Here is a 24,162-nt window from a genome sequence, read left to right on the forward strand (position 1 = left end):
TAACAGTCTAATACCCATGGAATCAGGGCTAAGTTCCTATCATGATGAAATTAGTGAAATGATCTAAACCTGCAGTGTTATGTGGATTTAAAATGGAGTTTTAAGATATGAGTATTCTATAAACCTGTGGATTAGACATCGGTGTTTTGTAGCTCAAATTGCTTTTTGAAAACCGCAAATTCCCTTTCATTTTTAACGGTTTTCTCCCATGTGTGTTCGTGGTCCGCTTCTAATGTGTGAAAGCGATTCATAACCTCTGAATGCCGTTTTTCATTTTCTACCCGCATTAACTTCATTTCTTCTTTCATAATAAAAGTTTCTGTCTTCATCTCTACTTGTTCTGCTTTCATTTCGGAGATATCTTTTTTCATTTCTGAAATATCTTTCTTCATTTCCATTTGCTCAGTTTTTATTTCAGAAATGTCTTCCTTCATCTCCATTTGCTCAGCCTTCATCAATTTTTGTTCACTGTTAATATTCCCAACTATAGAGATTAGACTAGTAAGCATTTCCTCCATACGGTCCAATTGTTGTTGCATCTTTTCCCACCTCTTTCAACATAATCTTACATCTTTCTGCCCAAAAAGCCAATGAGTTTTACGGTGAGGGGTAAGGGGCCAAGTGCAGCTTTCCCCTTGGCCAAAACTTTGTCCCTCCGACCTGACCGCGCCCGCAGCAAGCGGGACAACGGACCTGTCCCTACGTCCCACAATAAGTCCGATAATCCCCCGCCGAATCTCCAGGCACCGCACAATAATCTTCCTGCTCTTCCGTATGCGCAAATGGATATTTCAGAATCTTTAGCAGATTCTCCATCACTCCATAGTTCCCGAACTCCACCGCTGCTTCAAGTGCTGCCTCGACCCGGTGGTTGCGCGGTATTACCGCAGGATTGCTGCGCTTCATCAGCGTATGAACAGCTTCTTTCGATTCCTGTTGTCTTTCAAGCCTAGTTTGCCATTTCCCATGCCACGCATCAAACTCAGGTTTCCCGGACAACGCATCCATTGTGTTATCTAACGTCAACATCCGGAACGTATTCGTAAAGTCAGCAGAATGCTCCTTCATCAAACCGAGCAATTCATCAATTAGTGCTTCGTCTTCTTTCTCTTCATTAAAAATTCCCAACTTCGCTCTCATACCCGCAAGCCAATGACTCTTATACAGTCCGGAATATTCATATAGTGCCTCTTGAGCAATCTCCACCGCTTTTTCCTGTTCCTGGTGAAGCAACGGCAAAAGCGCTTCCGCAAAGCGCGCCAGATTCCACCCGCCAATACGAGGCTGGTTCTCATACGCATAACGCCCTTGAGCATCAATGGAACTGAAAACTGTCTTCGGGTCATACACATCCATGAATGCGCAAGGTCCATAATCAATCGTATCTCCGCTGATTGTCATATTGTCCGTGTTCATTACCCCATGGATAAAACCGACCAGTTGCCATTTTGCAATCAGTGCAGCCTGACGCTTCATCACCGCCTTGAAAAAGTCCAGGTAACGCTCTTCCACTTTTCCTATCTCCGGATAATGCCGCTCTATTGCATAATCAGCCAAGGCCCGAAGCTCCTCCACAGAACCCCAGTTCGCCGCATACTGGAATGTCCCGACTCGCAAATGACTGGAAGCCACCCTTGTCATGATCGCACCAGGCAGCAACCGTTCCCGCATGATTCTTTCTCCAGTAGTCACGACAGCCAGACTGCGTGTCGTCGGAATGCCAAGTCCATGCATCGCTTCACTGATGATATACTCCCGAAGCATCGGTCCCAGTGCCGCTCGACCGTCTCCCCCACGGGAATATGGCGTCCGCCCCGATCCCTTCAATTGGATGTCAAACCGTTCGCCACCAGGAGTGATCTGCTCCCCTATCAACAAAGCGCGACCGTCACCAAGCATCGTAAAGCCTCCAAATTGATGACCTGCGTAGGCCTGCGCCAATGATGCCCCTTCTGGAGGAACTTCATTTCCAGCTAAAACCGCCAATCCCTCTTCTTCCTGTAGCGCTTCCCCATTTAACCCGAGAGATTCCGCCAAAGAGTGATTGAAAATAATCATCTTAGCCGAAGATACAGGATTTGGATCTATCGTAGAATATAACTTTTCCGGCAGTCGGCTATACGTATTGTCGAAATTCCAGCCTAATTTTGCAGTATCGATTGTCATTTTATCCCCTTCTTATTCAGTAGTACCTTTATTATAACCTTATCTACACGGCATAATCTAATTCCCGGCACCACTTCTCCAAGCAAATAAAGAGAGCTAAGATCAGCTCTCCTACATTTACGAAAATAATTTGGGCACCTGATTTATTAACGTCACGCCCGCAAGATACGCAGTTGCCAAAAAGACGATACCCCCAAAAATGGTCAGCCACAACGGATGCTTATAATCGCCCACAATGGATTTTTTATAGGCCGCAATCAGCAAGGTCCCTAGCGCAATCGGTAGAATCAATCCGTTAAAGGCACCTGCTAAGATAAGAAGTAACACCGGTTCTCCAATTAGTACAAAAATAATGGTGGAAACAACTATGAAGCCGATAATTACCTTCGTATTATTACGGTCGATTTTATCTGATAAGGTTCGTAAAAAGGATACCGAGGTGTAAGCGGCACCGACAACGGAAGTAATACCTGCTGCCCAAAGGACTAGCCCGAACATTTTATACCCGATAATCCCTGCTGCCTGCTGAAAAACAGATGCCGCAGGATTTTTCGGATCCAGCTCAAATCCTGTAACCACTACCCCTAATACGGCTAGGAAAAGAAATATCCGCATGATGGAGGCGATAACAATTCCGGAAACCGAGCTCTTGGTCACTTGATGGAGGTTTTCTTTACCGCTGATCCCAGCATCAAGCAGGCGGTGCCCTCCCGCAAACGTGATGTAACCACCCACCGTCCCTCCGACTAGTGTAATAATGGCGAACACATCTATCGTTTCAGGCGCAAAGGTGCGCATCACCGCTTCCCCAATCGGCGGATTGCTTTGGAATGCTACAAAGAGTGTCAGCAGGACCATCATCAGCCCCAATACCCTGGCAATCAGGTCCATCGCCACCCCTGCTTCTTTCGATAGGAAGATCCCGATGGCAATGGCCGCAGTGATAATCGCGCCAATGCGCACATCCAGCCCAAACAGCACATTCATCCCAAGGCCCGCTCCACCTATGTTACCTATATTAAAAGCTAGGCCACCTAACGAGACGGCAAACGCCAAAAAATAGCCCAGACCCGGTAGCACCATATTCGCAATGTCCTGTCCCCGCTTTTTCGAGACTGCAATAATCCTCCAAACATTTACCTGAACCCCGATATCCAAAATAATGGACATCAAGATGACAAAACCGAAGCTTGCCAATAACTGTTCCGTAAAAACGGCAGTCTGCGTAAGAAATCCTGGACCGATTGCCGAAGCTCCCATTAAGAAAGCGGCCCCAAGCAGGACACTCCAATTGCTTTTTTGCTTATCCAGCGTATTGTATGTATTCTTTTGTTTTGACATTTCCGTCACCACCCTATGTATTATGATTCAATAATCAAAATGCAATTATTCCACAATAGTATCAGAAAAGAGGATGAAGTGTTACCTACTTCAGACCTGTTCTCATTTTGGCGCTAAATGAATATGAATATAGTTGAAGAATTATGTAATCTTGGAGGAATGCATATGATAAGCTTTGCTTTTTTCCGTGGAATCGTCACCATGATCAGCGATTTTCCCATCAGTCCGAATGGCGAAGGAGAAGGCTGCTATAAATTGTTTTCCGTAGAAGATGGTGCAGGTGCAATGGTCAATTTTGTCGTGGCCCCCACCACTTATTTCATCGATCAATCACGAGTATCAGTAGGAGATGCCATTACAGGCTATTATGACGCAAATGCTCCGGTCCCTTTTATCTACCCTCCCCAATACAACGCTATTATTATTGTAAAAGATAACAATAGCCAGAATGTTAAAGTCGACTACTTCAACGACCAGCTGGTGAGCAGTGACGGACAGTTGAAACTGAACCTCTCCCCGTACACCCAGATCCTATTAGCCAACGGTCAGCCTTTTACAGGAAATCCTGCCAACCGCAACCTGATAGTGATCTACGGCCCCGCCACGAAAAGCATTCCAGCACAGACCATGCCTTATAAAGTAATTGTTTGGTGCTGAGCAAGAAATCGAAAAAAGAAGCAGGCTACCAGGTTAGCCTGCTTCTATTTACTTCCAATGGTATGGCCAAGGGGCTCTTTTTTTCTAGGAAAACCAATCAACAACGCAATCCCTAGCATGAGCAGGGAAATACCAATCCAAGAAGTGAAATCGAGCTTTTCCTTCAATATGAACACTCCGAATATTGCTGCGGTTAAAGGCTCCCCCAATGAGAGGGTCACAGCCGTGGAGGAAGGGACAGTTGCGAGTCCTTTGGCAAAAAGCAGATAGGCGATACCGGTCGTCACGATTCCTAAGTGGAGCGTTACCACAACACCACTGAATTCCATCATCCAAGACATGTCATAGATGAACAGAAATGGAGATAGGCATATGGCACTGAGAGTGAACACGACGGCAACGACGGATAGGGAAGAGTGATTTTCAATCAGTTTTCTGCTGACTAATGCATAAAAAGCAAACGCAAGCCCTGCTCCAAGTGCCATAAGGATTCCATATGGATCAACATGGACAGATCCTTTGTTTAGAGAAAGCAGGAGACATCCAATAATGGATAGGCCAGTCGAGTACCTCCATATTTTTGAAGGGCTTTTTTTCAAAAAGAGCCACTCCAGGATGCCGGAAAGAATCGGGGCGCTTCCGATTGTGATCACTGTCCCAATCGCCACCCCGGTGATGGTAACGGCCGAAAAAAACAACGGCTGAAAAATCGCCATACTGATGGACGCCACTAAAGTCTCCTTAATCGGCCAATTTTTCATGTTCCATTTTCCAAAGAGGAGCACAATGAGTAACAAAGAGATTCCTCCGACCGCCAAACGGGCGGCGCCTATCGCAATGGGATGGGCGGTTTCCGGTGCAAAGGTTTGTGCAGTCCCGGTGGTACCCCAGAGGAATGCTGCGAGTAAAATCCAAAGTGCACCCCACGATGGTTTCATAGGATTTCCCCCTATCAAAATAAAGAACCTGTAACATGAGTATAGAAAAATCCAGCCGACTTTTCTTTACCATGTTTAAGGTTCTTTTTTTCCATTATTCATCATTCTGTATTTTTGCGGTGGCATGCACTCGGATTTCACAAACCATCTCGTAAAGGAGGAGGAGTTTTCAAAACCAACCTCTTCACTGATGCGTGAAATCGACCAGGTGGAGGTTATCAGCAATTGCTTGGCATATTTCAAGCGCAAATCCGCGATATATACTTTCGGGCTTTTCCCCGTTTTCCGTTTAAACCAAGAGGAGTAATAGACCGGATGGTAGTGCTCCATTTCCGCCAAGGTCTGCAAGCTGATGGGTTCCTTGAAATGGCGATGAATATAGTCAATGGAAGCTGATACGGAGATCTGCAGCTTACTCGTCACATACCTGGTCAAATCCATTAAAGCTGCAGAATCATTCCCTTTACTACCCGCTTCTTCCAAAAGCAGAAATCGAATGGAAGACCATTGTTGATCTAACAGTGAATACATACTTTCTGTATCCTCCGGTAAAAAGTGAGTGGGAATATCCAAAATAAGAAATTCATTCCGATCCCTAGAGTGGAATACATGATTATGCCTAGGTGGAAGGTAAAAGCAGTGATCCGGTTCAAGCATGATGTCTTGGCTCGCTGTTTGCATTTGCAGGGAGCCTTGCAACGGAAAAAGAAGCTGACCGAAATCATGATCGTGAGACAAAAGCTCTCTCGTATACGACCTTTTTTCACAAACTACCCTATTCAGACTTTTCACCATCACCCATCCCCCTCTCTAACATCCATTATATAGGGAAGTGACGAGAGGATAAAGAGTCTGAAGAAGGACTATCCGATAACAATCCTTCTTCCTTCCTCATGAGACTGCTTGATCGCATCCAGTATCACCTGTACATGATGACCATCCTCAAAAACAGGCAGATCCGCATGCATGTCACCATTCGCCACTGCATGATATACCTGGTCAAGTGATCGGTAGAAAGCATTATAATAGCCGGCAGCAATCTGATTCATCCCCTCCGGAATGTCGAGTGCTCTCTCAATCTCCACTTCTTCCATTGGTTCGTTTCCTACTCCAAGAAGTACTTTGTTGTCCTGTGACATCTTCAGCGTGCCTTCCGTTCCGTAAATCTCAAGCTCCCAGCCGAACGCGTGACGCACTGCGATGTTTGAGCCGATCGTGAATGTTCCTCCACCGACAAAATTCCCCATAGCCTGGAATGCATCATCTGCCGTGCGGACTTCCTTTACCCCATTTTCATCTGTGAACTCCGGTACGTGCGTGGTCAACTGACCGGAAATGGACTCCACCCGTGTACCCGTCCACCAAAGAAGCGAATCAATCAGATGCGAGCCGACCGCTCCAAGCATTCCTCCTGCCTGGTCCTTTTGGCTGAGCCATCCTCTTTTTGCGGTAGCGTAACGCTCATAGCCAGCAATATTTAATGAAAAGTTTACATGCATCACCTTTCCGATTTTCCCGCTCGCAACGATTTCTTTTACTTTTTGTCTTGCAGGCAGGAAACGGTATTCAAAATTGATCAAACCCAATTTTCCCGCTTCATCCCTTGCCTTGATCATATTTTCTGCCTCTCTTGCATCAAAGGACATCGGCTTTTCACATAATACGTGACGGCCTTTTTCAAACGCCTTCACTACCATGTCATGATGAAGTAAAGGTGCGGACGCAACCGCAACCAGGTCCAGTTCCTCCTGATCCAGCATGTCCTGCCAATTGGCATACACATTAGACACACCGGTCTCTTCTTTGATTTCATCCAGTCTACCTCTTGCTACACTTGAAATCGAAACAACTTCAAAGCCCGGATGACTCTGCATAACCGGTGCATGCACTTTCGCTCCGAACCCTGTTCCGATGATTCCTACTTTGATTTTGTTCATGATAGTAGATCCCCTTTTTCTATGAGTTTAAAGTTATGTACTCTCCATCATTTCGACAAAAAACAGCACTATTCCTTCTTGGGGGAATGTGCTGTATTAGTTCAAAGATTGAGGAAACCACTGTTCAGTTACTGTTTTTACCTCTTTACCAAAGAGTAATATATTTAATAAAAATAACACCTGACTATCTAGCAATCCTTAATCCCTTAGCAGAAGTTCTTTTCCTGTGATCATCACAGATTATTAATTACTTTTTTCAAAGTTTCATACGTACTCGGTTTTGCTATTCTTTTTAATGAAGATAAAGAAACTGTTTTTTGGTGGGGGAAATACTGATCCAATTCTGTCGTTAAGGTCACGTAAAATTCCCATTGTGTTAGATTTAACGGGTCTATTAATTCTATATTTTTTTCTTTATGCACACAAAAGACATATATATCAGCTTGCCGCTTTACTGTTGGGCTGAATTGATTCGTTTCATAATCATATTCTCTTGTTGCCCCAATACCAAAGCTGATGTTCGAGAATTTATCTTTATGCCAGGCTTGGATATACGCAGAAGATTTCACTTCCACTTTCATCTCATTATAGATTAGATCAAAAGCATCCCATTCCACACGAGGTTGGTTAAGGCACCCAAGAGCTGTTCCAACAATAAATTCAGCAAGTATTCCCCTTAGATTGTTAGTTCGTAAATTCGAAAATCCCCACTGCCAAAAATCCAATATGGTCTGATTTGTTCCCATTATTTTGCTTTCCGGTTTAAGCAGAAATTCATCACTCACTTTATTCTCACTTCCTAACAAATATTTTAGGAGATCTAGCTAAGTTCCTATATATTTTTAGCTTCCCAATTATTGATCATTTAAACCAAAGCCACGTTACTCTAGATAGAGATTGTACAATGTTAACACTCCTAATTTCTCTTATTAAATTGCTTGCTTTAAAGATGGGACATTATTGTATACCTTACTCCCCCCCAACAGGCAACACAATCTCCACAACCGTCCATCTGCCAACAACTGATTCCACCGACACTGAGCCTTTATGCAGCTTGGCGATTTGCATGGCGATGCTCATGCCAAGGCCGGAACCTTCTGTGCGGGCTTCGGTATGGGTTCCGCGGTAGTAGCGGTTGAACAGATTTTTACGGGTTTCCTCGTCCATTCCTATTCCATCGTCCTCAATCACAATTTTCAGGTGTGAAGGGTCTGCTGTTTCCAGCTTCACTTTGATTGTGGTACCGGCCGGGTTATGGTTAATCGCGTTGTAAATCAGATTATCCACCATCCGCTCGAACCATCTCTTGGCTATTGGCAATTTAAAAGAATAGCCCAGGGGCTCCAATGATAGATGATAGTCTGATAGGGTTCGATCCTCGTGAAACTTTTCTAAGATAGTCTCCATCACACCATTGATTTCCGTTGGCTCGAAATTGGCGATGCTGGTGTCATTTTTCAATTGAAAGCTTAGGGAAAAATCCTCTATCAGACTTAACATATACTTGCTCTTGTCATCGATTGTCTTCCCTATTTCCTCGAGCTCCTGCTTGGACCAATCGTATTGCCCGCTCTCCAATAAGGTCCCATAGCCCTGCATCGTGGTTAAAGGTGTGCGCAGGTCATGCGAAAGGCCGGTCATCCATTCCTCTCTTGTCTTTTCCAGTCTTTCTCTTTCTTTTTTAGATTGATCCAGCTTTTCCGCCATATCATAGAATGCCTGGAAAACCTCGGCATAGAGCCTGTACTTCATTCTGACCTTGCCGTTTTTCTTGAAAATCAACTTCTTCTCTTTCTCGGTCAAGACCTCTTCATACTGTCCGTTCCCCATTCGGCTGAGCCAGCTGGTGAAAATGAACAGCGGATTCCCGTATCGGAAGCCGTTCCAGAAGGAGAGCATGATGGCCAACAGGAGAAAGATCGCGACCGAAATGGCAAAGGCCATGATTATTTCCTGAAGCGAAGTCAATTGAAGCTCTTTTTTGTGCTCATTAGGTGTATAGAGCACCCATAAATGTCCTGTTTCCTGATCTCGATGGAACGAAGCTTTTGAAGAATAAGTATCAGGTTTGATGTTCCGGATATAGATATCAAGCGGAAGATCCTCTTTTGCGTTCGAGCTTTTCCCTATGGATTGCAGGAGCTGATTATTCTCATCCCATATTTCCAGATAGCCGTCCATCGGCTGTAACTTTTCCGCTATTTCCCCAACTCGTGCTTGATCAACGATATCTTCAGAGCTGTAGTCATCTTTAAGCTGCTGCAAGAGCGTGTGCGCTTTTTCTTTTTTCCCCAATACAAACAGGTGAGGCTCATCATAGGTGGTTTCCAGATAAAAATAGAGGGAGTATCCCAGCAGCTCCTTGTCGTGCTGCATCCTGTATAGATCATGCTGGCCGTAAGAATCAGGAAAATCGGATGGCACATTGCTTGCATCAATCACTTCCCCATGATCATTGATGATTTGCACCCAAACCTCCTCTTCCGCTAAATTTTCATCCCAACCCTCTGCCATTTTCAATATGTTGATGCTATTCCCGGTATCCATGGCCACACTTTCCACTTTCGCCTGGTAGTAGTTGACCTCCGCTTCATGTTTAGTCATCACCCCAACCAGGATCAGCATAAGCAGCACGAAAAGAACGATCATCCCCACTGCAAGGGAAATGAACTGAAAGGAAAAGTGGAGAAATAGCCTTCTTCTTAAGCGCTTCATGATGCGCTTCCCTTCACAAGCTTATAACCCAGTCCTCTCACTGTGACCAAATACTCAGGATTGCTTGGATTTCTTTCGATTCGTTCTCTTATTCTCCTAATATGTACAGATACCGTATTGTCATCTACATAATGGTCAAATCCCCAGACCGCTTCAAGAAGACGGGTTTTGGAAAGCACCATATTCGGATGTTTACAAAAATAGAGCAGAAGCAAATAGACCTGTGTCGGACACGGCACCGATTGGCCATCGACAATCAGATCTCCAGCTTCTTCATTTAACATAAACCTGCCGAAGTCGTACTTTTTTTCCGTTTTGGTTGGAGCAGGGATTTCCATACTTGGGGTACGTCGAAGATAAGCTTTGATTCTTGCGGCAATTTCCAGAGGGTTAAAAGGCTTGGTGACATAGTCATCTCCACCTGTCGCGAACCCTGTCAGCACATCCAGGTCTGATACCTTTGCCGTCAAAAACAGGATATAAGCGGATGATATCTGCCGGATCTTCGGACAAAGGTCAAAGCCGCTGCAGTCGGGAAGCATGACATCAAGAACAATGACATCCACCTTCACCTTTTCCAAGATCGTAAGCGCCTGTTCGCCATTATGTGCCGTATATATATGTTGAAAGCCTTCTTTGTTCAGCATGATTTCGAGCATCTTCACAATTGCCTTTTCATCATCCACGATCATGATGTTTTTATTTTCCATGTATATCCACCTCGTACATATCTTAGCATAGCAACTTTACGAACAGTTGAACAAATACGAAATTATTTATCTATTCGTAAAGTAGCGGTAAAACGTCAGACACGAGCCTCAGATATAGTGAAACTATGAAAAGAGTGAGAGGAGAAAACAAGATGAGCACAAGAGTAAAACTGATAGATGGGATGCGGGGCTTCAGCCTGATCGGGATCCTGATGGCGAATATGCTTATTTTTCAATATGGGATGTGGGGAAAGGATGATCTTCAGCATTTTCAGCTATTTTCAGGAGATAGCGTCGCAAACACCTGGTTGAGGATTTTCGTGGAGAGCAGCTTTATGCCGATCTTCATGTTCCTGTTCGGATATTCGATGATCAAATTCAAGGAAAAGCTCGAATGTGACCGCAAGAAAGTGAAACGCCATTTTGTGCGCCGTTCCTTCCTGCTTCTGGGACTCGGATTGCTCCATTCCATTTATATCTGGGAAGGGGATATATTGTTTACGTATGGCTTTATCGGACTGATCATGCTGATTTTCATCAATAGAAAAAAGAAAACGATGCTAGTTTGGGCTTCGGTGCTGCTCGTTTTGACCTCCCTTTTAGGTCTCGGTACGATGGAGCCGACAAAGGAAGAAGCGCAGAACATGACCTCCTATGTGGAAAAGGCAACTGAAATATATGCAACTGGAAGCTACACAGATATCAAGGAATTCCGAAACAGTGCAGAGGATCCACTTGGACTTCCTCCTGCAGCATACTTCCTGCTTTTCCTGCTTTCACCGTTTATCCTATGCCCGATTTTCCTGCTTGGTATGTATGCGGCAAAAAGCAACTGGTTCACCAATCCTCAGCAGGAAAGAAGAGGATATATCCTCGGCTCGATCGTGTTGGTGCCGCTAGGCCTCTTATTGAAAAGCGTAGCATATGCGCTGCCGGAAGCCTACTTCTCAGGAGTGGCCGGGATGTTCGGGGCTCCATTGCTTTCCTTGGGCTATATCTTTTCCTTTGCCCTTCTGTACACGATGGAATTCAACCCACTCCTGGCACTATTTGAAAAAGTCGGGCGCCTGTCCCTAAGCAACTATCTGCTCCAAAGTGTCATCTGTACGACCATTTTCTACGGCTACGGATTTGGCCTGTTCGGTAAAATCGGAATCTTGAACGGAATCCTGCTTGCTATTGTCATCTACAGCACCCAAGTGGCCCTGAGTCATTGGTACCTGAAATATCGCAAGGCCGGACCAGTCGAAACGCTGATGCGGATCGGCACATATTGGAAATGGAAGAAAAACAAGAAACAGGCAGTGGCACCTGGAGTAATGGCGAAATAAGTAAAGGGGTCGGGCACCACGGCTCAATGCCGCAGTGCCCGACCCCTTTACTATTCAATGACGGTATTTAAAAGCCAATCCTTTCAAAAAGTTCCTGGCGTACTTATCCATGAAGACTTTATAGTTTTTATGGCCGTTTTTTCTTAGAAATGCGCCGAGCTCACTTTTGGAAATGGTGACTCCCGCTTCATCCAATATGTCTATGATATCCTCTGTCGTAAGGCTGAGGGCAATCTTCATCTTCTTCAGCAGGATGTTATTGGCCGGTTCATTGGAAAAAGGCGGCTTCTCAGGCTGTCCAGACTTCGGCTCCTGTCTACCCCTTTTGAAAATGATGAAGCCATTAAGAAAGGCCTCCAGCTTGTTGTTATTGATTGGAAGGATTTCTTCCTTCTCAAGCGCTTGCTCATACTCTTCTTCGGAATCAAAATCGTAGCTTTCCACCGGCTTGGTGAGTATTTTCTGCACGTCTTCCTTTGTCATATCCACGTCCCCAAGCTGAAATATCTCCACCATATCGTTATCTTTGATATCCAGGGCGTACCTCAGTCTGATCAGAATATCGTTGTTCGTCATCTATTATCCTCCTAGAACACATGCTATATAAGTTCATCTAGTATATCATATTTGAAAAATAAAAATAAAAAGCCCAACTTCTCAACAGAACTTGGACTTTCACAAAACCTATTCACTCTTTTCCATCACTGCAAAATAGTTCTCTTCCCCATCGGCAAAGTTGAAAACCTTCATCGGCCCCATATTCACCATTTCCCCTACCTTTACCCCTTTTTCAGATAGATGGCGGTAAAACTGCTCCAGATCTGGCGTAGAGAACATGAGAGAAGGAGTGCCAAGGTTCAATTCCGGCGACATTTTTGCAATAACTTCCTTATCATGCAGGATAATGCTCGTTTCTCTTTCTTTAGCAGGCGCTACTTCAATCCATCTCATATGACCGTTGTTTTCTTCTGCAATGACCTCAAAACCGACCTTTTCCGTCCAGAATTTCACTGCCCCATCCTGATCGTCGACATACAGCATGACTTGCGAAAGCTTATTGATCATGATTATTCCCTCCTGAATTGGGTATCGTGTTCCTTCATTACTTCTACAAGGGGGACAGATTTTCCTTTCTATAGGAAGGAATTGGGGTCAGAGCCCCTTTGACGCACAGGATGTAATGGTGAATGCAATTATCATCAAGAACGCCTCACCCTTATCCGTTTATTTCCCTATTATCCTCATCTCACTTAATGGCCAGTACACTACATTTGTTGTTCCAATTACTTTATCCATGGGAATCGCCCCAATGTCCCGGCTATCATCACTAATTCTCCTATTGTCACCCATCACAAAAATATGCCCTTCAGGAACTGTTTCACTCTTCACCGCCTTATCCAAGAGAGTAAATGACTCCGTTAACGGAGCATCTATTATGCCGGCTTTTTGTTCATCCAGATAGGGTTCCTCATATGCTATACCATTCACATATAAGATATCGTCCTTATATTCAATGCGGTCCCCCGGCAAACCTATCACTCTTTTTATGTAGTCCTTCTCCTCGGTTTACATATACGACATAGCAAGCAATAATCCTGTAAAGATAAATTGGGACAGGCCCCTCGTCCCCATGGCCTTAAACAGCTGAACGAAGCAATGAAATGCTTCAACTGGGAGCCCGAGCTCCGACCCACAGACACCCGCTCCATTTGGCCGACCAAGCTCTATTTAGAGCTGGGGGAGGAAGAGGAATTAAAATCCTATCAGTATAAGTATGATAATCTGCAGAAGGGCTCTTGAGGATTGGTTCTAAATGAAAAAACTCGTCAATTTGACGAGTTTTTTCCGTTTCAGGCTATGTTACAAACGTATTTTTGTGTCCCGAAGTGGGATATCAACGAAAATTTTAATATATCGATGAATCCGTTCACGATATCAACGAAAATTTGCAAATATCAATGAAAATTTTAATATATCAACGAAAACAGGGCAAATATCGATAAAACGCATATTTCGACAAAAACCATCAGCTCGGGCTAAAAAAGTTTGCGGAGTCTGTCCCCATGAACTTCCTCATCTTGGTTGTTCACATACACCATCACTTGTCCGAGCTTATTGATCATGGTTTTTCCCTCCTGATTTCAATTCCTCTACAAGTTCTACCTGGACTGTACGTTATCCTTTTTAATCTTGAACACTCCCTTCATCCATGTTAGACTATACCTAACTTTTAAAGAAATGGAGGTTTTCCTAGTGACTGCAAGTATGCGACTTCGTTCCCAAGCTTTGAACCGTTAATTGAATACGGTCAATGGCTCTGCCTGTGTGCAGGGTAAATGGGATTGGTCTGCCTACTTTTAGGAAACCTTTATTTTACGATATGTGATGTGAAAAAGAGGGGGGACTTAGTCTGTCCTCTTTTTTGTTGTGTTTTTTTATTTCAAAGCTATTGCTAAGAATCCGACCATTTCTAGGCTTCTTTTGCATACCCATTTACTTCGTTGCACAGGTAGGGCGCCTGTGCTTTTTTGCATTTAAAATTAATATTGAGGAGAATGTGAAATGAAAATTACAAATGATCAAGTAATCAATATCGCCAAACAGAACGGAATTGAGATAAAGCGCGACTCTCTTGCATTCAACGAGTCGGGCTTGGATTTTCTCGTAGTTTTCGCAACTGATATAAATGAGGAAAAGTGGGTGTTACGCTTCCCAAGAAGGATAGACGTGATGGACTCCACCCAAAAGGAAAAGCAAACATTAGATGTAGTCGGAGATAATCTTTGCGTGCAGGCTCCGCGATGGTTGGTGTACTCAGATCAGTTAATTGCATACAAAAGATTGAATGGTGTACCTGCTGGAACGATTGATCATGCCGCTCAGGCCTACGTGTGGGAACTCGATGAAAAGAATGTTCCTGCCCTCTTCAACCGAACCTTAGCAGAAGCGATGGTTTCCCTGCATCAGATTGATCAGGAGAAGGTAAAGATGGCCGGCTTGCCTGTAGAAACGGCGGTTCAAGCAAGGGCCAATATGAAGAAGCGAATGGAAAAAGTGAAAGCTGAGTTTAATGTCCACGACGAACTATGGGCAAGATGGCAGGCCTGGGTGACTGATGATTCCCTTTGGCCAAAGAGGACTGGACTTGTCCATGGTGATTTGCATGCAGGACATATCCTGATTGATGAGGATGCCAGAGTGACCGGATTCATCGATTGGACAGAAGCGTCCGTTACAGATATCGCCAACGACTTTGTTTCACACTACCGAACTTTTGGGGAAGAAGCTTTAATAGAATTAGTAAAACTCTATAATAAGGCGGGCGGCTATGTGTGGCCGAATATGGTACAGCATGTCATCGAACTTGCAGCAGCCTATCCCATTGCCATTGCAGAGTTTGCAATCAAGTCGGGCTTGGATGAGTATAAAGAGATGGCAAAGCATGTATTGAGTGTGAACGAATAATGGAGGAGGAGATAAAGTGATGGAAGAAATACCTGATTTAAATATATTTATGATGTGTCCATCCATAAACAGAGAGGCTCTCACAGACCTGCCAGAAGGCTTCCATGTAAGAAATTTGAGAAAGGAGGAATTAGATATCTGGATGGCCATGCCCTTTGATGACCCTGAAACTGCGAAAGAATACAAACCTTTTATGGAGGATTTCTTCCACACGACGTATGGCGGCCAGGATGAGCTGTTTTTTGAGAAAACATTGGTTGTATGTGATAAATACGGGGAACCTGTTGCCACCTGCCTGCTGTGGAAGGCTTACGGACGGTTTAGCACCATTCATTGGTTTAAGGTTCTACCATCTTATGAAGGAAAGGGAATCGGGCGTGCCCTGCTCTCGATCATTATGAAAGACCTGAAGCAGGAGGATTACCCGGTCTATCTTCATACGCAGCCTGGAAGCTACCGGGCGATCAAGCTCTATTCCGACTTCGGATTCGATCTATTGTCCGGCGATCGATTCGGCAGCAGAAAGAATGAATTGGAGGAAAGTCTGGCTATTTTGGAAAAATGTATGCCGAAGCAGGAATTTTACAAGCTAAAAATTACGGAAGCACCAGAAGACTTTAAAGAAGCACTAGAGTCTGTTACGACGGTACAGTTTTAATGATTAGCAGCGGGACAGTTGGCTGGTTGGGCCGTCCCGCTGTTTATCTTCTGGTAGAAATCCTATTCATTCAATCCCTTTCCATCAAGAATCTGTTCCATACATTTTTCAACTCTCGACACTCTGGTTTTGGATTGTTTTGGTTTGGAGAAATGAAGAATGTATGCTCTTTGCCTTCCAGGAGTCAATGCTTCAAAAGCTGTTTTCAGAGCAGGCATTTCATCAAATTTATATTGAAGCTCTTCAGGAATGATGTATTCTGCATGTTTTTTATACTCCACTTCCAAGCCGGCTTTTTCAACTTCAATGGCTTCTTTAATATAGGCTTTCAGGATGTTTTCCATTTCAACTATTTTCTGAACATTGGTGAACCGAATCTGGCGCGCCGCCTGTACATTCTCCGTTTGTTGGATCAGTATCCCATGTTCGTCCTTTAATAAGGCACCTTTGTGGAACAAAAGCGCACAATATTCTTTGAATCCATGTATTAAAACGATGTTTTTATCCTCAAATGTGTAACAGGGATGCATCCACTTAAAATCTTCGGTTAGCTCACAGTCAAGAACAATCTCTCTCAGCTTTTCATATTCCTCCTTCCACGTTTTGGTTTTCTTTAAAAATCCATCAACCTTACGATTCAATTTACTATTTGTCATCAAGAAACACCCTCCATCATTTTTTCACTTAACTGACCGTCTAGAATGAACATTCTCCATCACTAAAATAAATTCTAAAGTGTTACTGTTCGGATGTCCTTTTATGTTTTTCACTAATTATTTTTTTGTTAAGTATCCTTACTTCACCAACCATCAGTAACCTCATATCCTCTACAATATATTTTGCTAGCTCTTGGTCGGTTATATCATCTCCCACAATGTCAAGACGGAATTCCTGCCCTTGAATTCCACCGCCATTTGTAAACTCTATTTCAAAGTCAAACTGAACTCTTTTATCCATTAGAATCCTCCTTAAAATAAGTTGATACCTATATTATGTGAATTCAACAAAAAGAGCGTTAATCCTTTTAAGATTAACGCTCCTAAATAAGGGCTGTTTAGAATAAAATATTATACACCAAGTAGCGATTTATTATGCCGTATTATTTTGCTAATTTTTCTTCCTCTGCTCATATCCCTTGAATGATTATAAACGGGGTTGGGGTCTAATGGACACAAAAAAACCGAATAACGGACTTTTTTCAAAGTGTCCATTATTCGGGATACATTTCACATCCTTGCGATTCCTTCTTTTAATCTATTTAGTTACTATTTTCATCAGTATCATCATAGTAAGATCCGGCACCTTGTTCTGCATTAAATGTCCAGTCAACCTTCAGTGAATCTCCTTGGAATTGATTTTGATCTTGTCCATTGTCTTCAAATTGAAACAACACAAAGATTTTCTCCTTTTCTCCAGCAGGAATGCCGTCTGGAATACGGTCTGTCAATCGATCAATTGCCGTTAAATCTGGTTGCTGCGTCTGTAAGTCATACAGCGTGGTTTCCACAATCGGATTTGTTGCTGAACTGGTATTATACATAATCGTTACTTTGATGTGTTTTGCAAAATCATCCGTATTATCTTGATTCATATCTTCCACACTGTAATTGGTATTTAATAATACTTTGTAAATATCTAAAGAACCATTGTTTTCAAGAGTAAATTCACGATAAATTTCATCACCCGGCTTAATGTTATTAATATTTACCACTACATTAGGATTCACATTTAAATCCAAGGTACCTGCTGCAAAGGTGTTCTGTGTTTCAATTGTATCACTAAAGTAGGCAAATGTTCCTCCTCCTATCAGTGATAACCCCAACGCTGCACTCATAACACCTTGACTTACCTTCTTTGTAAAACTCATCTCCATTTCCCCCTTAAATAAATTGAAATATTATAAGACTCTTATGTATTTTTTAGTATATACATAGGAGAGCTAACCAAAATTTTAGGCTTTGCTTGCTTCCAGTTCCTTTTTTGCCCCAATGATGGAACTGAACGCAGAAATCAATAAAATTAATCCAGGTACAATCAATAATAACGCTGACCCCAATTTCGACCCCGCGAAATTTAGGGCATAACCTACATAAGGGATTGTGACCCCTGTATACTTACCTATTACATTTTGCTTTGAAATCGTCCAAAGGTCAGGACCATCGTTGTTATCACCTTTAGTTTTATAAACAGCTTGTCCATTCTTATTGTTGAGTTCGATAATTCTATGAGTGATTAATTTTCCATCTAAATGAAAGGTGATTACGTCCCCCACATCGTAGGAAGTTTGTTTATCATCTAACTTGATTGCAATGATTGATCCCGTTAAAAAGGCAGGTTCCATTGATCCTGATAACACAGCTTTGACCTGATAACCCATAAAGGCTGATTCTCCCCCACTCATTCTTGAAGAGAGAACAATAAAGGCTAATAAACATAGCACCATAATGAAAATAATCCTTGTGATACTACTTACTAATTTCAAGAGTTTCTTTACCATGTTTGATCACCTGCTTTTTGTTTCGCTTCCAGCTCATTGATCTGCATTTCGATTGCAGCACGAATATCTGCAATTTTTGAAAAATCAATGGCTGTTTGCACTTCCCTCATCACATTTTCAATTTTTTCAAAACCTTCACGGACATAAGCAAATGAAGTTGGATCCGTTTGGTTTGGAATTCGATTAATATAATCCAACATTTGAAAATGGATGCTTTGCAGCTCATCGAATTGGCTTTTCAGTTCCTGAGTTTTAATTGTGACTTCAAAAAGCCTATCATTTGACTCCTGTGACGATTCACCTGGTGAAGACAAAAGAATGGTTTGATACTGACTGCACATACTGTCTGCTAACCCCTCAGCCTGATTCTCTAATTGTTGAATGGCGGCTGGAAAAACAAACGCAGTTGATACCTCGAAAGTGTCCATTTTTTCCTGGCTAGAAAAAGACGCTTCTGTTTCTCCCACAATTAAATTTCCAGTATAGAAGGATATACAGCATAGACTTGAAAACAGGAACACTTTATGAAAAGTACGTTTCATTTTTATTTATCACCCCCGCTGAAAACTCTAACTTCCCCCATTATTACAGAATTATCAGAAAGCTGGTATTGGTTTAATTTCATCGGAAAACCAGAAAGAATTTTGTCGAATTTTCCGCTGAATGAGAAAAACCCGTTAGAAACCGCAAAACTTTTTACCCAATTGATTTAAATCAAAATTTTTGCAATAATTCGAATTGTTCTACGATAATTACAAGGAAAGGGTGGTTTTTTTGGGGAAGAAATGGAATAAAAATAGGAGGCAAAAAGCAGCGATTCCTGCTGTATTGGCTCTGTCGTTGGCATTTGGAGGATTTTCACCATCTGTATTGGCAACTGAATCAACTAGTAGCGCGACCGTTCTTTTTCAAGCTGAAGGATTAAGTAAACAAGATGTAGTAAAAGCGTATCTTCAATCACAGGTGCAATCAGTAATGACAAAACTTACAGATCCCGGTGAGCAGTTTAAAATTATCAGCGAGGTGAATGATAGCAACACAGGTACATACCATGTACGTACTATCGAGCAATACAAAGGAATTCCAATATACGGTTCTGGTCAAACCGTAGCATTAGATTCAAGCAACAATGTATATGCATCATTAGGAAAGGTCACACAAAGCTTAGCACGTACTCTTATTCCAACGGAAGCAGCCATTTCAAAAGATGACGCTATTGCGATTGTCCAAGAAGATGTTGAATCAGAAATTGGTAAAGTTAAACACTACGATGGAATCGATGCTAACTTAATGGTTTATCCTTACAAAGGGAAATATTATCTCACTTACCTGGTTAAAGCATCTACTTCAAGTCCACAGCCTGGATACTACCATTACTTTGTTGATGCAACAAATGGAGAAGTCATTAATAGCTTTAATAAGATACACCACGTTGACACGGAAACACTTTCCCCAGTAACCGGAAGAGGGTTGGACTTATATGGTAAGATGCAATCCTTCCCAGTCGGAAAGGATTTGACCACTGGGACTAGTTATTTATATGGTGCTTCCGTTGCTGCTGGAAAAACAGTACCGATGGCCACTTTCACTGCTAAACGCATGGAAGAATTCGTCTATTTGCTAGGTGCCGCCTTCGGATTCACTGGATATGAAGTATCGACAACTAATTCCACCAACTTTTTCTATGATCCTGCAGCTATTTCAGCGCATTATAACTCTGATAAAGTAAACAAATACTATCAAGTCATACACAGGAGAAACAGCTTAGATAATGAGGGAATGCCCATAATCAGCACGGTCCATATTGGAGTAAAATGGAATAACGCTGCTTGGAATGGAAAACAAATGATGTATGGAGATGGGGATGGAATCAAATTTAACTCCTTGGCAGGCGGGCTGGATGTTGCCGGTCACGAAATGACCCATGGTGTCATTGAACACTCAGCAGACTTAATTTATGAGAATGAATCTGGCGCCATCAATGAATCCTTGGCAGACATTTTAGGAAACTTTGCTGAGATGTATGCTACAGGCGAGGTAGAGTGGGAACTGGGTGAGGATATCACCACTCCTAACATTCCTGGTGACGGGGGACTCCGTTCCATGAGCAACCCTGCTTCTAAGAAGACATCATTAACAGAGTCCGGATACTATCCAGATCACTATGATGATCGCTACTTGGGAACTGCAGACAAGGGCGGCGTACACATTAACAGCGGAATCAACAATAAAGCTGCCTACTTAATTTCACAAGGCGGTACCAACAATGACATTACTATCAATGGAATTGGCAAAAGCAAAACAGAAAAAATCTACTACCGTGCTCTTACACTCTACTTAACATCTACTTCTGGATTCCATGATATGCGTGAAGCTGCCATCCATGCAGCCCGTGATCTGTACCCAGACAAAAACGGTGCACCATCTCTAGAAACACAAGCGGTAATGGATGCCTACGCTTCTGTAGGAATAAACTAATTTCCATAAATCAGCATTTCAGCTTTGCAAATCCCAAAAGCCATGAATGAGCTCCATAGCCGTTCATGGCTTTTTTCGACAAAACTCGGTTGTGACAGGTACCTATAGAAGGATATCTGCTATTTTAACTGCCTTTTCAAATTGTTCGTTTTTCACGTAGTATTCATATAATTCTTTACCATACCTTTTTTTAGTGGTGTCGCTATTGCTGGAAACGAAGTATGGAATGGCTACCTCCTCAAGGAAAAGGTAATACTTCTCATCATTTTCTTCAATCTTATAAACGAGAAGCTTGAAAACAATTTTATAAATTGAGTTATCCAGTCCCCTTGCCATTCTTAGGCCTTCACGTGCTTTTTTCAACAACTCTGTTTTACGCATTAGCTTTCCTTCAAAACAGCATTTAAGATAATTGTGCCACCGTTGAAGATATAATGGAGAAGGCTTAGGTACTAGGCTAAGCGCCTCTTGAAAAGCATTTTTAGCTGGAACATAATCTTTTCTCATAAAGTATTGATACCCTAAATTATTTAATAGAAGTGTTTTTTTATCAGGTGTATTGAGCATTTCACTGTTATAGATCAAACGCTTATAAGTGGCTTCCACCTCATTGAAATCTTGTTCATTATCGCTGCTAGTAGCTATGAGCATAACGGATTCTGCTAAAATAGCCCCTATGAAATGATCAATTTCCTTAAAATATCTGAGGGCTTTTTCAGCATATGAATAAGACATCACCGGGGAATTCACCCATTGATAGGCCGCTGCTAGGTGATAATAGTATTCGAGATTCCCGTACTCCTCCCTATTAATCTTCTTCAATAATTGAATGGCCGCTTGATAACTGCCTATATTCGCTTTCCGATAGTCAATCATGTAAGAGATGCCCTTTACATGCCGGAGCATGTTTTTCTCATATGGATCCAGTTCTGGATAATCCCTTTGAACCTGTAACAAAATCATTTTTGCCTTTTCATAATCACTAGTCAGCATATAATACCTCGCAAGCAGTAAAAGGTACAGTGCTGCATATTGAGAGCTCATGATAATTGGCATAGTATCCAATTCTCTTTTGATTTCCTCCACTTCCTTCATTCTTTGCAAAATGATGAGCTTATGCATAAGGTGAAGTTGATCCCCAAGATTCTCTAAACGATTTACTTCTTTTTCAATATCAATGTGCAGCCTCTCGGAAAACAAATGGATGATTTCAGCAGAAAATGGAGTTTTTCCACTTTCGATTTTACTCACATGAGTAACAGAACAAATCCCTCTACCTAACTCTTCTTGTGTAAGGCCAGCTCTTTGCCGGTAATATTTGATGATTTCTCCTACTAACATATGATTCTCCCCTTAGCTTTGAAGGTGATAAATGACTATTTTTTAGTGTATAGCTGACTTAATTCGCTGCCAATTGGTACAAATTCTTAATTTTATGAATTTATAAAAAATAATCCAGGAAAAAAGTCCTGTTAAGGAAAAAAAATTAAACCTCATTCGTTAAATATGATTAGTAATAATATTGCTAGGCAAAACGAATTTGATGGAAGGCTGACGATACAATACCAAGAGAAAGGGGGGCGGCTTATTTGCCGTCCCCCTCTCTCCTTCCTATTTATAACGGTGGTAGAAATCTCACTGCTACATAATGATTTTGAACTTTTGAATCGGAAATCCGCTTAAATTACACCCACCACATTTAAAAACACAACCACAATCACAACCGGCACCACATACCTCATCAACAGGTACCAAACCGAAAATAACCCATTCAACCCTTTTGCCCCTTGGATAACCTCACTTCTCAGGATGTCCTTCTTCATCTTATAGGAAACGAAAATCGAAATGAGTAAGGCCCCTACAGGCATCAGGATGTTGCTCACCAGGAAATCGGCGCTGTCGAAGATCGTTTTGCCAAAGATGGTAAAGTCCCCTAACACACTATAGGATAGGGCGGATGGAATGCCGACAAGGAAGATTCCAAGTCCCGTCAACCAGGCCGCTTTACCTCGGGAGCCGCCTTTGTTCTTTGTCAGAGCCGCCACGACAATCTCCAGCATCGAAAACGCCGAAGTTAGGGTTGCAAAAAGAAACAGAGACAGAAATAGGAACAGGAATACTTTTCCGAACATAATCTGGTCAAACACTGACGGCAATACGATAAACAATAAGCCAGGTCCTTCTGCCGGCTCAAACCCCAAGGAGAAGACTGCCGGGAAAATGGCAAGGCCGGCAAGAATGGAGATGAAAAGATTCACGCCGACAACTGAAACAGCCGGCTGCACAAGGCTCTCCTTTTTCGATAAGTAGGAGCTATAGGTGACCATCACCGAAACCCCGACACTTAAGGAGAAAAATGACTGTCCCATCGCAAACAGCACGCTTTCTGCAGTAATATTTGAAAAGTCAGGGTATAAAAAGAACGAGACACCCTCCATCGCATTGTCGAGAGATAGTGAGCGAACAATCAACACGATGAATAAAATAAATAACGCAGGCATCATGATTTTATTCATCTTCTCGATACCGTTTTGCACTCCTTTTGCCACTACGAGAATGGTCAAGAGTAAAAATGCACCCTGTGCAGCAACCGACGGGATCGGATTGGACACCGCTTCCGTAAATAGCCCCTCATAACCGCCCGCAAAACTACCCATCATTCCTGTTACACCATAGAATAAGTACTGGACAATCCAGCCGCCAATCACACTATAGAACGACAACAGGATAAAGCAGGTAAACACACCAAGATATCCGATCCAATGCCATTTCGAGCCTGGCGCTATTTTCTTGTAGGCAGAAACCGCTTCTTTCCCTGTGCTTCTTCCCACGATAAACTCACCGAGAAGAAGAGGAAAACCAATCAGTACAGAAAAGAGTAAGAATAATAGAATAAATGCTCCTCCGCCGCTAACACCTGTTACATACGGCAGCTTCCAGATCGCCCCAAGTCCAATTGCAGACCCCGCAGACGCTAATACAAACCCCAACTTCGATGACCATTGTTCCTCTTGCTGCATCATTAATTCCTCCCCAAAATAAAAGACTATAACACAAAAAAGCCGCATGTTTTCCGAAGGGACGTGATCTATTCACGCGGTACCACCCTTCTTGAAAGCATGCGACTTTCCACTCTAAATATAACGGTTAAAAACCGCTTTGCCAATTTGCGTACGCAGGCAAAGTAAAGCTCCAAGATTGAAATTCCTCTTACCTTTGTACCGGACTTTCACCAAACGCCGGCTCTCTACAACAGGGAGATAAGACTT

23 protein-coding genes, 1 pseudogene and 1 other annotated feature (1 of these 25 only partly in view) are annotated in these 24,162 nt (G+C 42.7%); of the genes and pseudogenes, 5 read left to right on the forward strand and 19 right to left on the reverse strand.

From position 1 onward, the window contains the following. Positions 1 to 131: 131 nt before the first annotated feature. From ABN702_RS17410 to ABN702_RS17420, 3 genes are all read right to left on the reverse strand, one after another. Complete coding sequence (locus tag ABN702_RS17410; protein WP_417898025.1) at positions 132 to 539, reverse strand: hypothetical protein; 408 nt, start codon at positions 537 to 539, stop codon at positions 132 to 134. 160 nt (positions 540 to 699) lie between these two features. Further along, positions 700 to 2,166 (reverse strand): protein adenylyltransferase SelO, encoded by a 1,467-nt coding sequence (locus ABN702_RS17415; RefSeq protein WP_417898026.1) that lies wholly within the window; start codon positions 2,164 to 2,166, stop codon positions 700 to 702. A 117-nt stretch (positions 2,167 to 2,283) separates the two neighbouring features. Then, positions 2,284 to 3,507, reverse strand: coding sequence for an NRAMP family divalent metal transporter (locus ABN702_RS17420; protein ID WP_417898027.1), 1,224 nt, complete (start codon positions 3,505 to 3,507; stop codon positions 2,284 to 2,286). Positions 3,508 to 3,672: 165 nt separating this feature from the next. Between ABN702_RS17420 and ABN702_RS17425 the strand changes: the two genes are divergently transcribed. Further along, positions 3,673 to 4,164: a hypothetical protein gene (locus ABN702_RS17425; protein ID WP_417898028.1), complete on the forward strand. Its 492-nt coding sequence runs from the start codon at positions 3,673 to 3,675 to the stop codon at positions 4,162 to 4,164. Positions 4,165 to 4,208: 44 nt separating this feature from the next. On the opposite strand, the gene ABN702_RS17430 is transcribed toward ABN702_RS17425, so the two are convergent. The 6 genes from ABN702_RS17430 to ABN702_RS17455 form a co-directional block, all read right to left on the reverse strand. Further along, positions 4,209 to 5,102, reverse strand: a complete 894-nt coding sequence (locus tag ABN702_RS17430) for a DMT family transporter (protein WP_417898029.1) — start codon at positions 5,100 to 5,102, stop codon at positions 4,209 to 4,211. Positions 5,103 to 5,177: 75 nt separating this feature from the next. Beyond that, positions 5,178 to 5,894: a helix-turn-helix domain-containing protein gene (locus tag ABN702_RS17435; protein ID WP_417900948.1), complete on the reverse strand. Its 717-nt coding sequence runs from the start codon at positions 5,892 to 5,894 to the stop codon at positions 5,178 to 5,180. A 71-nt stretch (positions 5,895 to 5,965) separates the two neighbouring features. Next, entirely contained in the window at positions 5,966 to 7,039 is a 1,074-nt protein-coding gene (locus ABN702_RS17440) for a Gfo/Idh/MocA family protein (RefSeq protein ID WP_417898030.1), read from the reverse strand. 233 nt (positions 7,040 to 7,272) lie between these two features. Beyond that, the gene (locus ABN702_RS17445) at positions 7,273 to 7,824 is read right to left on the reverse strand and encodes a hypothetical protein (RefSeq protein ID WP_417898031.1); all 552 of its coding nucleotides are present in this window, start codon (positions 7,822 to 7,824) and stop codon (positions 7,273 to 7,275) included. 184 nt (positions 7,825 to 8,008) lie between these two features. Continuing rightward, on the reverse strand, positions 8,009 to 9,754 hold the full coding sequence (locus ABN702_RS17450) for a sensor histidine kinase (RefSeq protein WP_417898032.1): 1,746 nt from the start codon (positions 9,752 to 9,754) through the stop codon (positions 8,009 to 8,011). After that, entirely contained in the window at positions 9,751 to 10,464 is a 714-nt protein-coding gene (locus tag ABN702_RS17455; RefSeq protein ID WP_417898033.1) for a response regulator transcription factor, read from the reverse strand. Before ABN702_RS17455 ends, ABN702_RS17450 begins: the two co-directional genes overlap by 4 nt. A 152-nt stretch (positions 10,465 to 10,616) precedes the next feature. Between ABN702_RS17455 and ABN702_RS17460 the strand changes: the two genes are divergently transcribed. Further along, the gene (locus ABN702_RS17460) at positions 10,617 to 11,795 is read left to right on the forward strand and encodes a DUF418 domain-containing protein (protein ID WP_417898034.1); all 1,179 of its coding nucleotides are present in this window, start codon (positions 10,617 to 10,619) and stop codon (positions 11,793 to 11,795) included. Between the two features lie 54 nt (positions 11,796 to 11,849). Here the strand turns inward: ABN702_RS17460 and ABN702_RS17465 are convergent, their stop codons facing one another. From ABN702_RS17465 to lepB, 3 genes and pseudogenes are all read right to left on the reverse strand, one after another. Beyond that, complete coding sequence (locus ABN702_RS17465) at positions 11,850 to 12,371, reverse strand: DUF1456 family protein (RefSeq protein ID WP_417898035.1); 522 nt, start codon at positions 12,369 to 12,371, stop codon at positions 11,850 to 11,852. Between the two features lie 108 nt (positions 12,372 to 12,479). Then, positions 12,480 to 12,860 (reverse strand): VOC family protein, encoded by a 381-nt coding sequence (locus ABN702_RS17470; RefSeq protein ID WP_417898036.1) that lies wholly within the window; start codon positions 12,858 to 12,860, stop codon positions 12,480 to 12,482. A 159-nt stretch (positions 12,861 to 13,019) separates the two neighbouring features. Beyond that, positions 13,020 to 13,358 (reverse strand): annotated as a pseudogene (lepB, locus tag ABN702_RS17475) (signal peptidase I); the annotation flags it as partial. 999 nt (positions 13,359 to 14,357) lie between these two features. Between lepB and ABN702_RS17480 the strand changes: the two are divergent. Together ABN702_RS17480 and ABN702_RS17485 are read left to right on the forward strand one after the other, a co-directional pair. Then, positions 14,358 to 15,260, forward strand: a complete 903-nt coding sequence (locus ABN702_RS17480; RefSeq protein WP_417898037.1) for a macrolide 2'-phosphotransferase — start codon at positions 14,358 to 14,360, stop codon at positions 15,258 to 15,260. Positions 15,261 to 15,279: 19 nt separating this feature from the next. Beyond that, a complete protein-coding gene (locus ABN702_RS17485) occupies positions 15,280 to 15,918 on the forward strand; it encodes a GNAT family N-acetyltransferase (protein ID WP_417900949.1) in 639 nt (212 codons plus the stop codon). A 62-nt stretch (positions 15,919 to 15,980) separates the two neighbouring features. Here the strand turns inward: ABN702_RS17485 and ABN702_RS17490 are convergent, their stop codons facing one another. From ABN702_RS17490 to ABN702_RS17510, 5 genes are all read right to left on the reverse strand, one after another. Continuing rightward, complete coding sequence (locus ABN702_RS17490; protein ID WP_417898038.1) at positions 15,981 to 16,574, reverse strand: YdeI/OmpD-associated family protein; 594 nt, start codon at positions 16,572 to 16,574, stop codon at positions 15,981 to 15,983. Positions 16,575 to 16,656: 82 nt separating this feature from the next. After that, entirely contained in the window at positions 16,657 to 16,875 is a 219-nt protein-coding gene (locus ABN702_RS17495) for a cyclase (RefSeq protein WP_417898039.1), read from the reverse strand. A gap of 301 nt (positions 16,876 to 17,176) precedes the next feature. Beyond that, positions 17,177 to 17,785, reverse strand: coding sequence for a TasA family protein (locus tag ABN702_RS17500; RefSeq protein WP_417898040.1), 609 nt, complete (start codon positions 17,783 to 17,785; stop codon positions 17,177 to 17,179). Between the two features lie 84 nt (positions 17,786 to 17,869). Further along, the gene (gene sipW, locus ABN702_RS17505; RefSeq protein ID WP_417898041.1) at positions 17,870 to 18,415 is read right to left on the reverse strand and encodes a signal peptidase I SipW; all 546 of its coding nucleotides are present in this window, start codon (positions 18,413 to 18,415) and stop codon (positions 17,870 to 17,872) included. Further along, the gene (locus ABN702_RS17510; RefSeq protein ID WP_417898042.1) at positions 18,409 to 18,882 is read right to left on the reverse strand and encodes a DUF4047 domain-containing protein; all 474 of its coding nucleotides are present in this window, start codon (positions 18,880 to 18,882) and stop codon (positions 18,409 to 18,411) included. The genes sipW and ABN702_RS17510 overlap by 7 nt, the downstream gene beginning before the upstream one ends. Positions 18,883 to 19,189: 307 nt before the next feature. On the opposite strand from ABN702_RS17510, the gene ABN702_RS17515 reads away from it, so the two are divergent. Continuing rightward, positions 19,190 to 20,893 (forward strand): M4 family metallopeptidase, encoded by a 1,704-nt coding sequence (locus tag ABN702_RS17515; RefSeq protein WP_417898043.1) that lies wholly within the window; start codon positions 19,190 to 19,192, stop codon positions 20,891 to 20,893. Positions 20,894 to 20,995: 102 nt separating this feature from the next. Here the strand turns inward: ABN702_RS17515 and ABN702_RS17520 are convergent, their stop codons facing one another. Together ABN702_RS17520 and ABN702_RS17525 are read right to left on the reverse strand one after the other, a co-directional pair. After that, entirely contained in the window at positions 20,996 to 22,234 is a 1,239-nt protein-coding gene (locus ABN702_RS17520) for a helix-turn-helix domain-containing protein (RefSeq protein WP_417898044.1), read from the reverse strand. Positions 22,235 to 22,572: 338 nt separating this feature from the next. Next, the gene (locus ABN702_RS17525; protein WP_417900950.1) at positions 22,573 to 23,913 is read right to left on the reverse strand and encodes a sodium-dependent transporter; all 1,341 of its coding nucleotides are present in this window, start codon (positions 23,911 to 23,913) and stop codon (positions 22,573 to 22,575) included. A 54-nt stretch (positions 23,914 to 23,967) separates the two neighbouring features. Beyond that, positions 23,968 to 24,162, reverse strand: a binding site (T-box leader); it runs 25 nt beyond the window's last position.

This window comes from Bacillus haimaensis, assembly GCF_048270625.1.
GTDB classification, from domain to species: domain Bacteria; phylum Bacillota; class Bacilli; order Bacillales; family Bacillaceae_I; genus Sutcliffiella_A; species Sutcliffiella_A haimaensis.

Coding starts and splice junctions, on each gene's coding strand:
- ABN702_RS17520 (WP_417898044.1), bottom strand. CDS start 22,234: ATGTTAGTAGGAGAAATCATCAAATATTACCGGCAAAGAGCTGGCCTT.
- ABN702_RS17430 (WP_417898029.1), bottom strand. CDS start 5,102: ATGAAACCATCGTGGGGTGCACTTTGGATTTTACTCGCAGCATTCCTC.
- ABN702_RS17470 (WP_417898036.1), bottom strand. CDS start 12,860: ATGATCAATAAGCTTTCGCAAGTCATGCTGTATGTCGACGATCAGGAT.
- ABN702_RS17525 (WP_417900950.1), bottom strand. CDS start 23,913: ATGCAGCAAGAGGAACAATGGTCATCGAAGTTGGGGTTTGTATTAGCG.
- ABN702_RS17420 (WP_417898027.1), bottom strand. CDS start 3,507: ATGTCAAAACAAAAGAATACATACAATACGCTGGATAAGCAAAAAAGC.
- sipW (WP_417898041.1), bottom strand. CDS start 18,415: ATGGTAAAGAAACTCTTGAAATTAGTAAGTAGTATCACAAGGATTATT.
- ABN702_RS17440 (WP_417898030.1), bottom strand. CDS start 7,039: ATGAACAAAATCAAAGTAGGAATCATCGGAACAGGGTTCGGAGCGAAA.
- ABN702_RS17500 (WP_417898040.1), bottom strand. CDS start 17,785: ATGAGTTTTACAAAGAAGGTAAGTCAAGGTGTTATGAGTGCAGCGTTG.
- ABN702_RS17490 (WP_417898038.1), bottom strand. CDS start 16,574: ATGACAAATAGTAAATTGAATCGTAAGGTTGATGGATTTTTAAAGAAA.
- ABN702_RS17410 (WP_417898025.1), bottom strand. CDS start 539: ATGCAACAACAATTGGACCGTATGGAGGAAATGCTTACTAGTCTAATC.
- ABN702_RS17450 (WP_417898032.1), bottom strand. CDS start 9,754: ATGAAGCGCTTAAGAAGAAGGCTATTTCTCCACTTTTCCTTTCAGTTC.
- ABN702_RS17455 (WP_417898033.1), bottom strand. CDS start 10,464: ATGGAAAATAAAAACATCATGATCGTGGATGATGAAAAGGCAATTGTG.
- ABN702_RS17495 (WP_417898039.1), bottom strand. CDS start 16,875: ATGGATAAAAGAGTTCAGTTTGACTTTGAAATAGAGTTTACAAATGGC.
- ABN702_RS17425 (WP_417898028.1), top strand. CDS start 3,673: ATGATAAGCTTTGCTTTTTTCCGTGGAATCGTCACCATGATCAGCGAT.
- ABN702_RS17465 (WP_417898035.1), bottom strand. CDS start 12,371: ATGACGAACAACGATATTCTGATCAGACTGAGGTACGCCCTGGATATC.
- ABN702_RS17480 (WP_417898037.1), top strand. CDS start 14,358: ATGAAAATTACAAATGATCAAGTAATCAATATCGCCAAACAGAACGGA.
- ABN702_RS17415 (WP_417898026.1), bottom strand. CDS start 2,166: ATGACAATCGATACTGCAAAATTAGGCTGGAATTTCGACAATACGTAT.
- ABN702_RS17485 (WP_417900949.1), top strand. CDS start 15,280: ATGGAAGAAATACCTGATTTAAATATATTTATGATGTGTCCATCCATA.
- ABN702_RS17460 (WP_417898034.1), top strand. CDS start 10,617: ATGAGCACAAGAGTAAAACTGATAGATGGGATGCGGGGCTTCAGCCTG.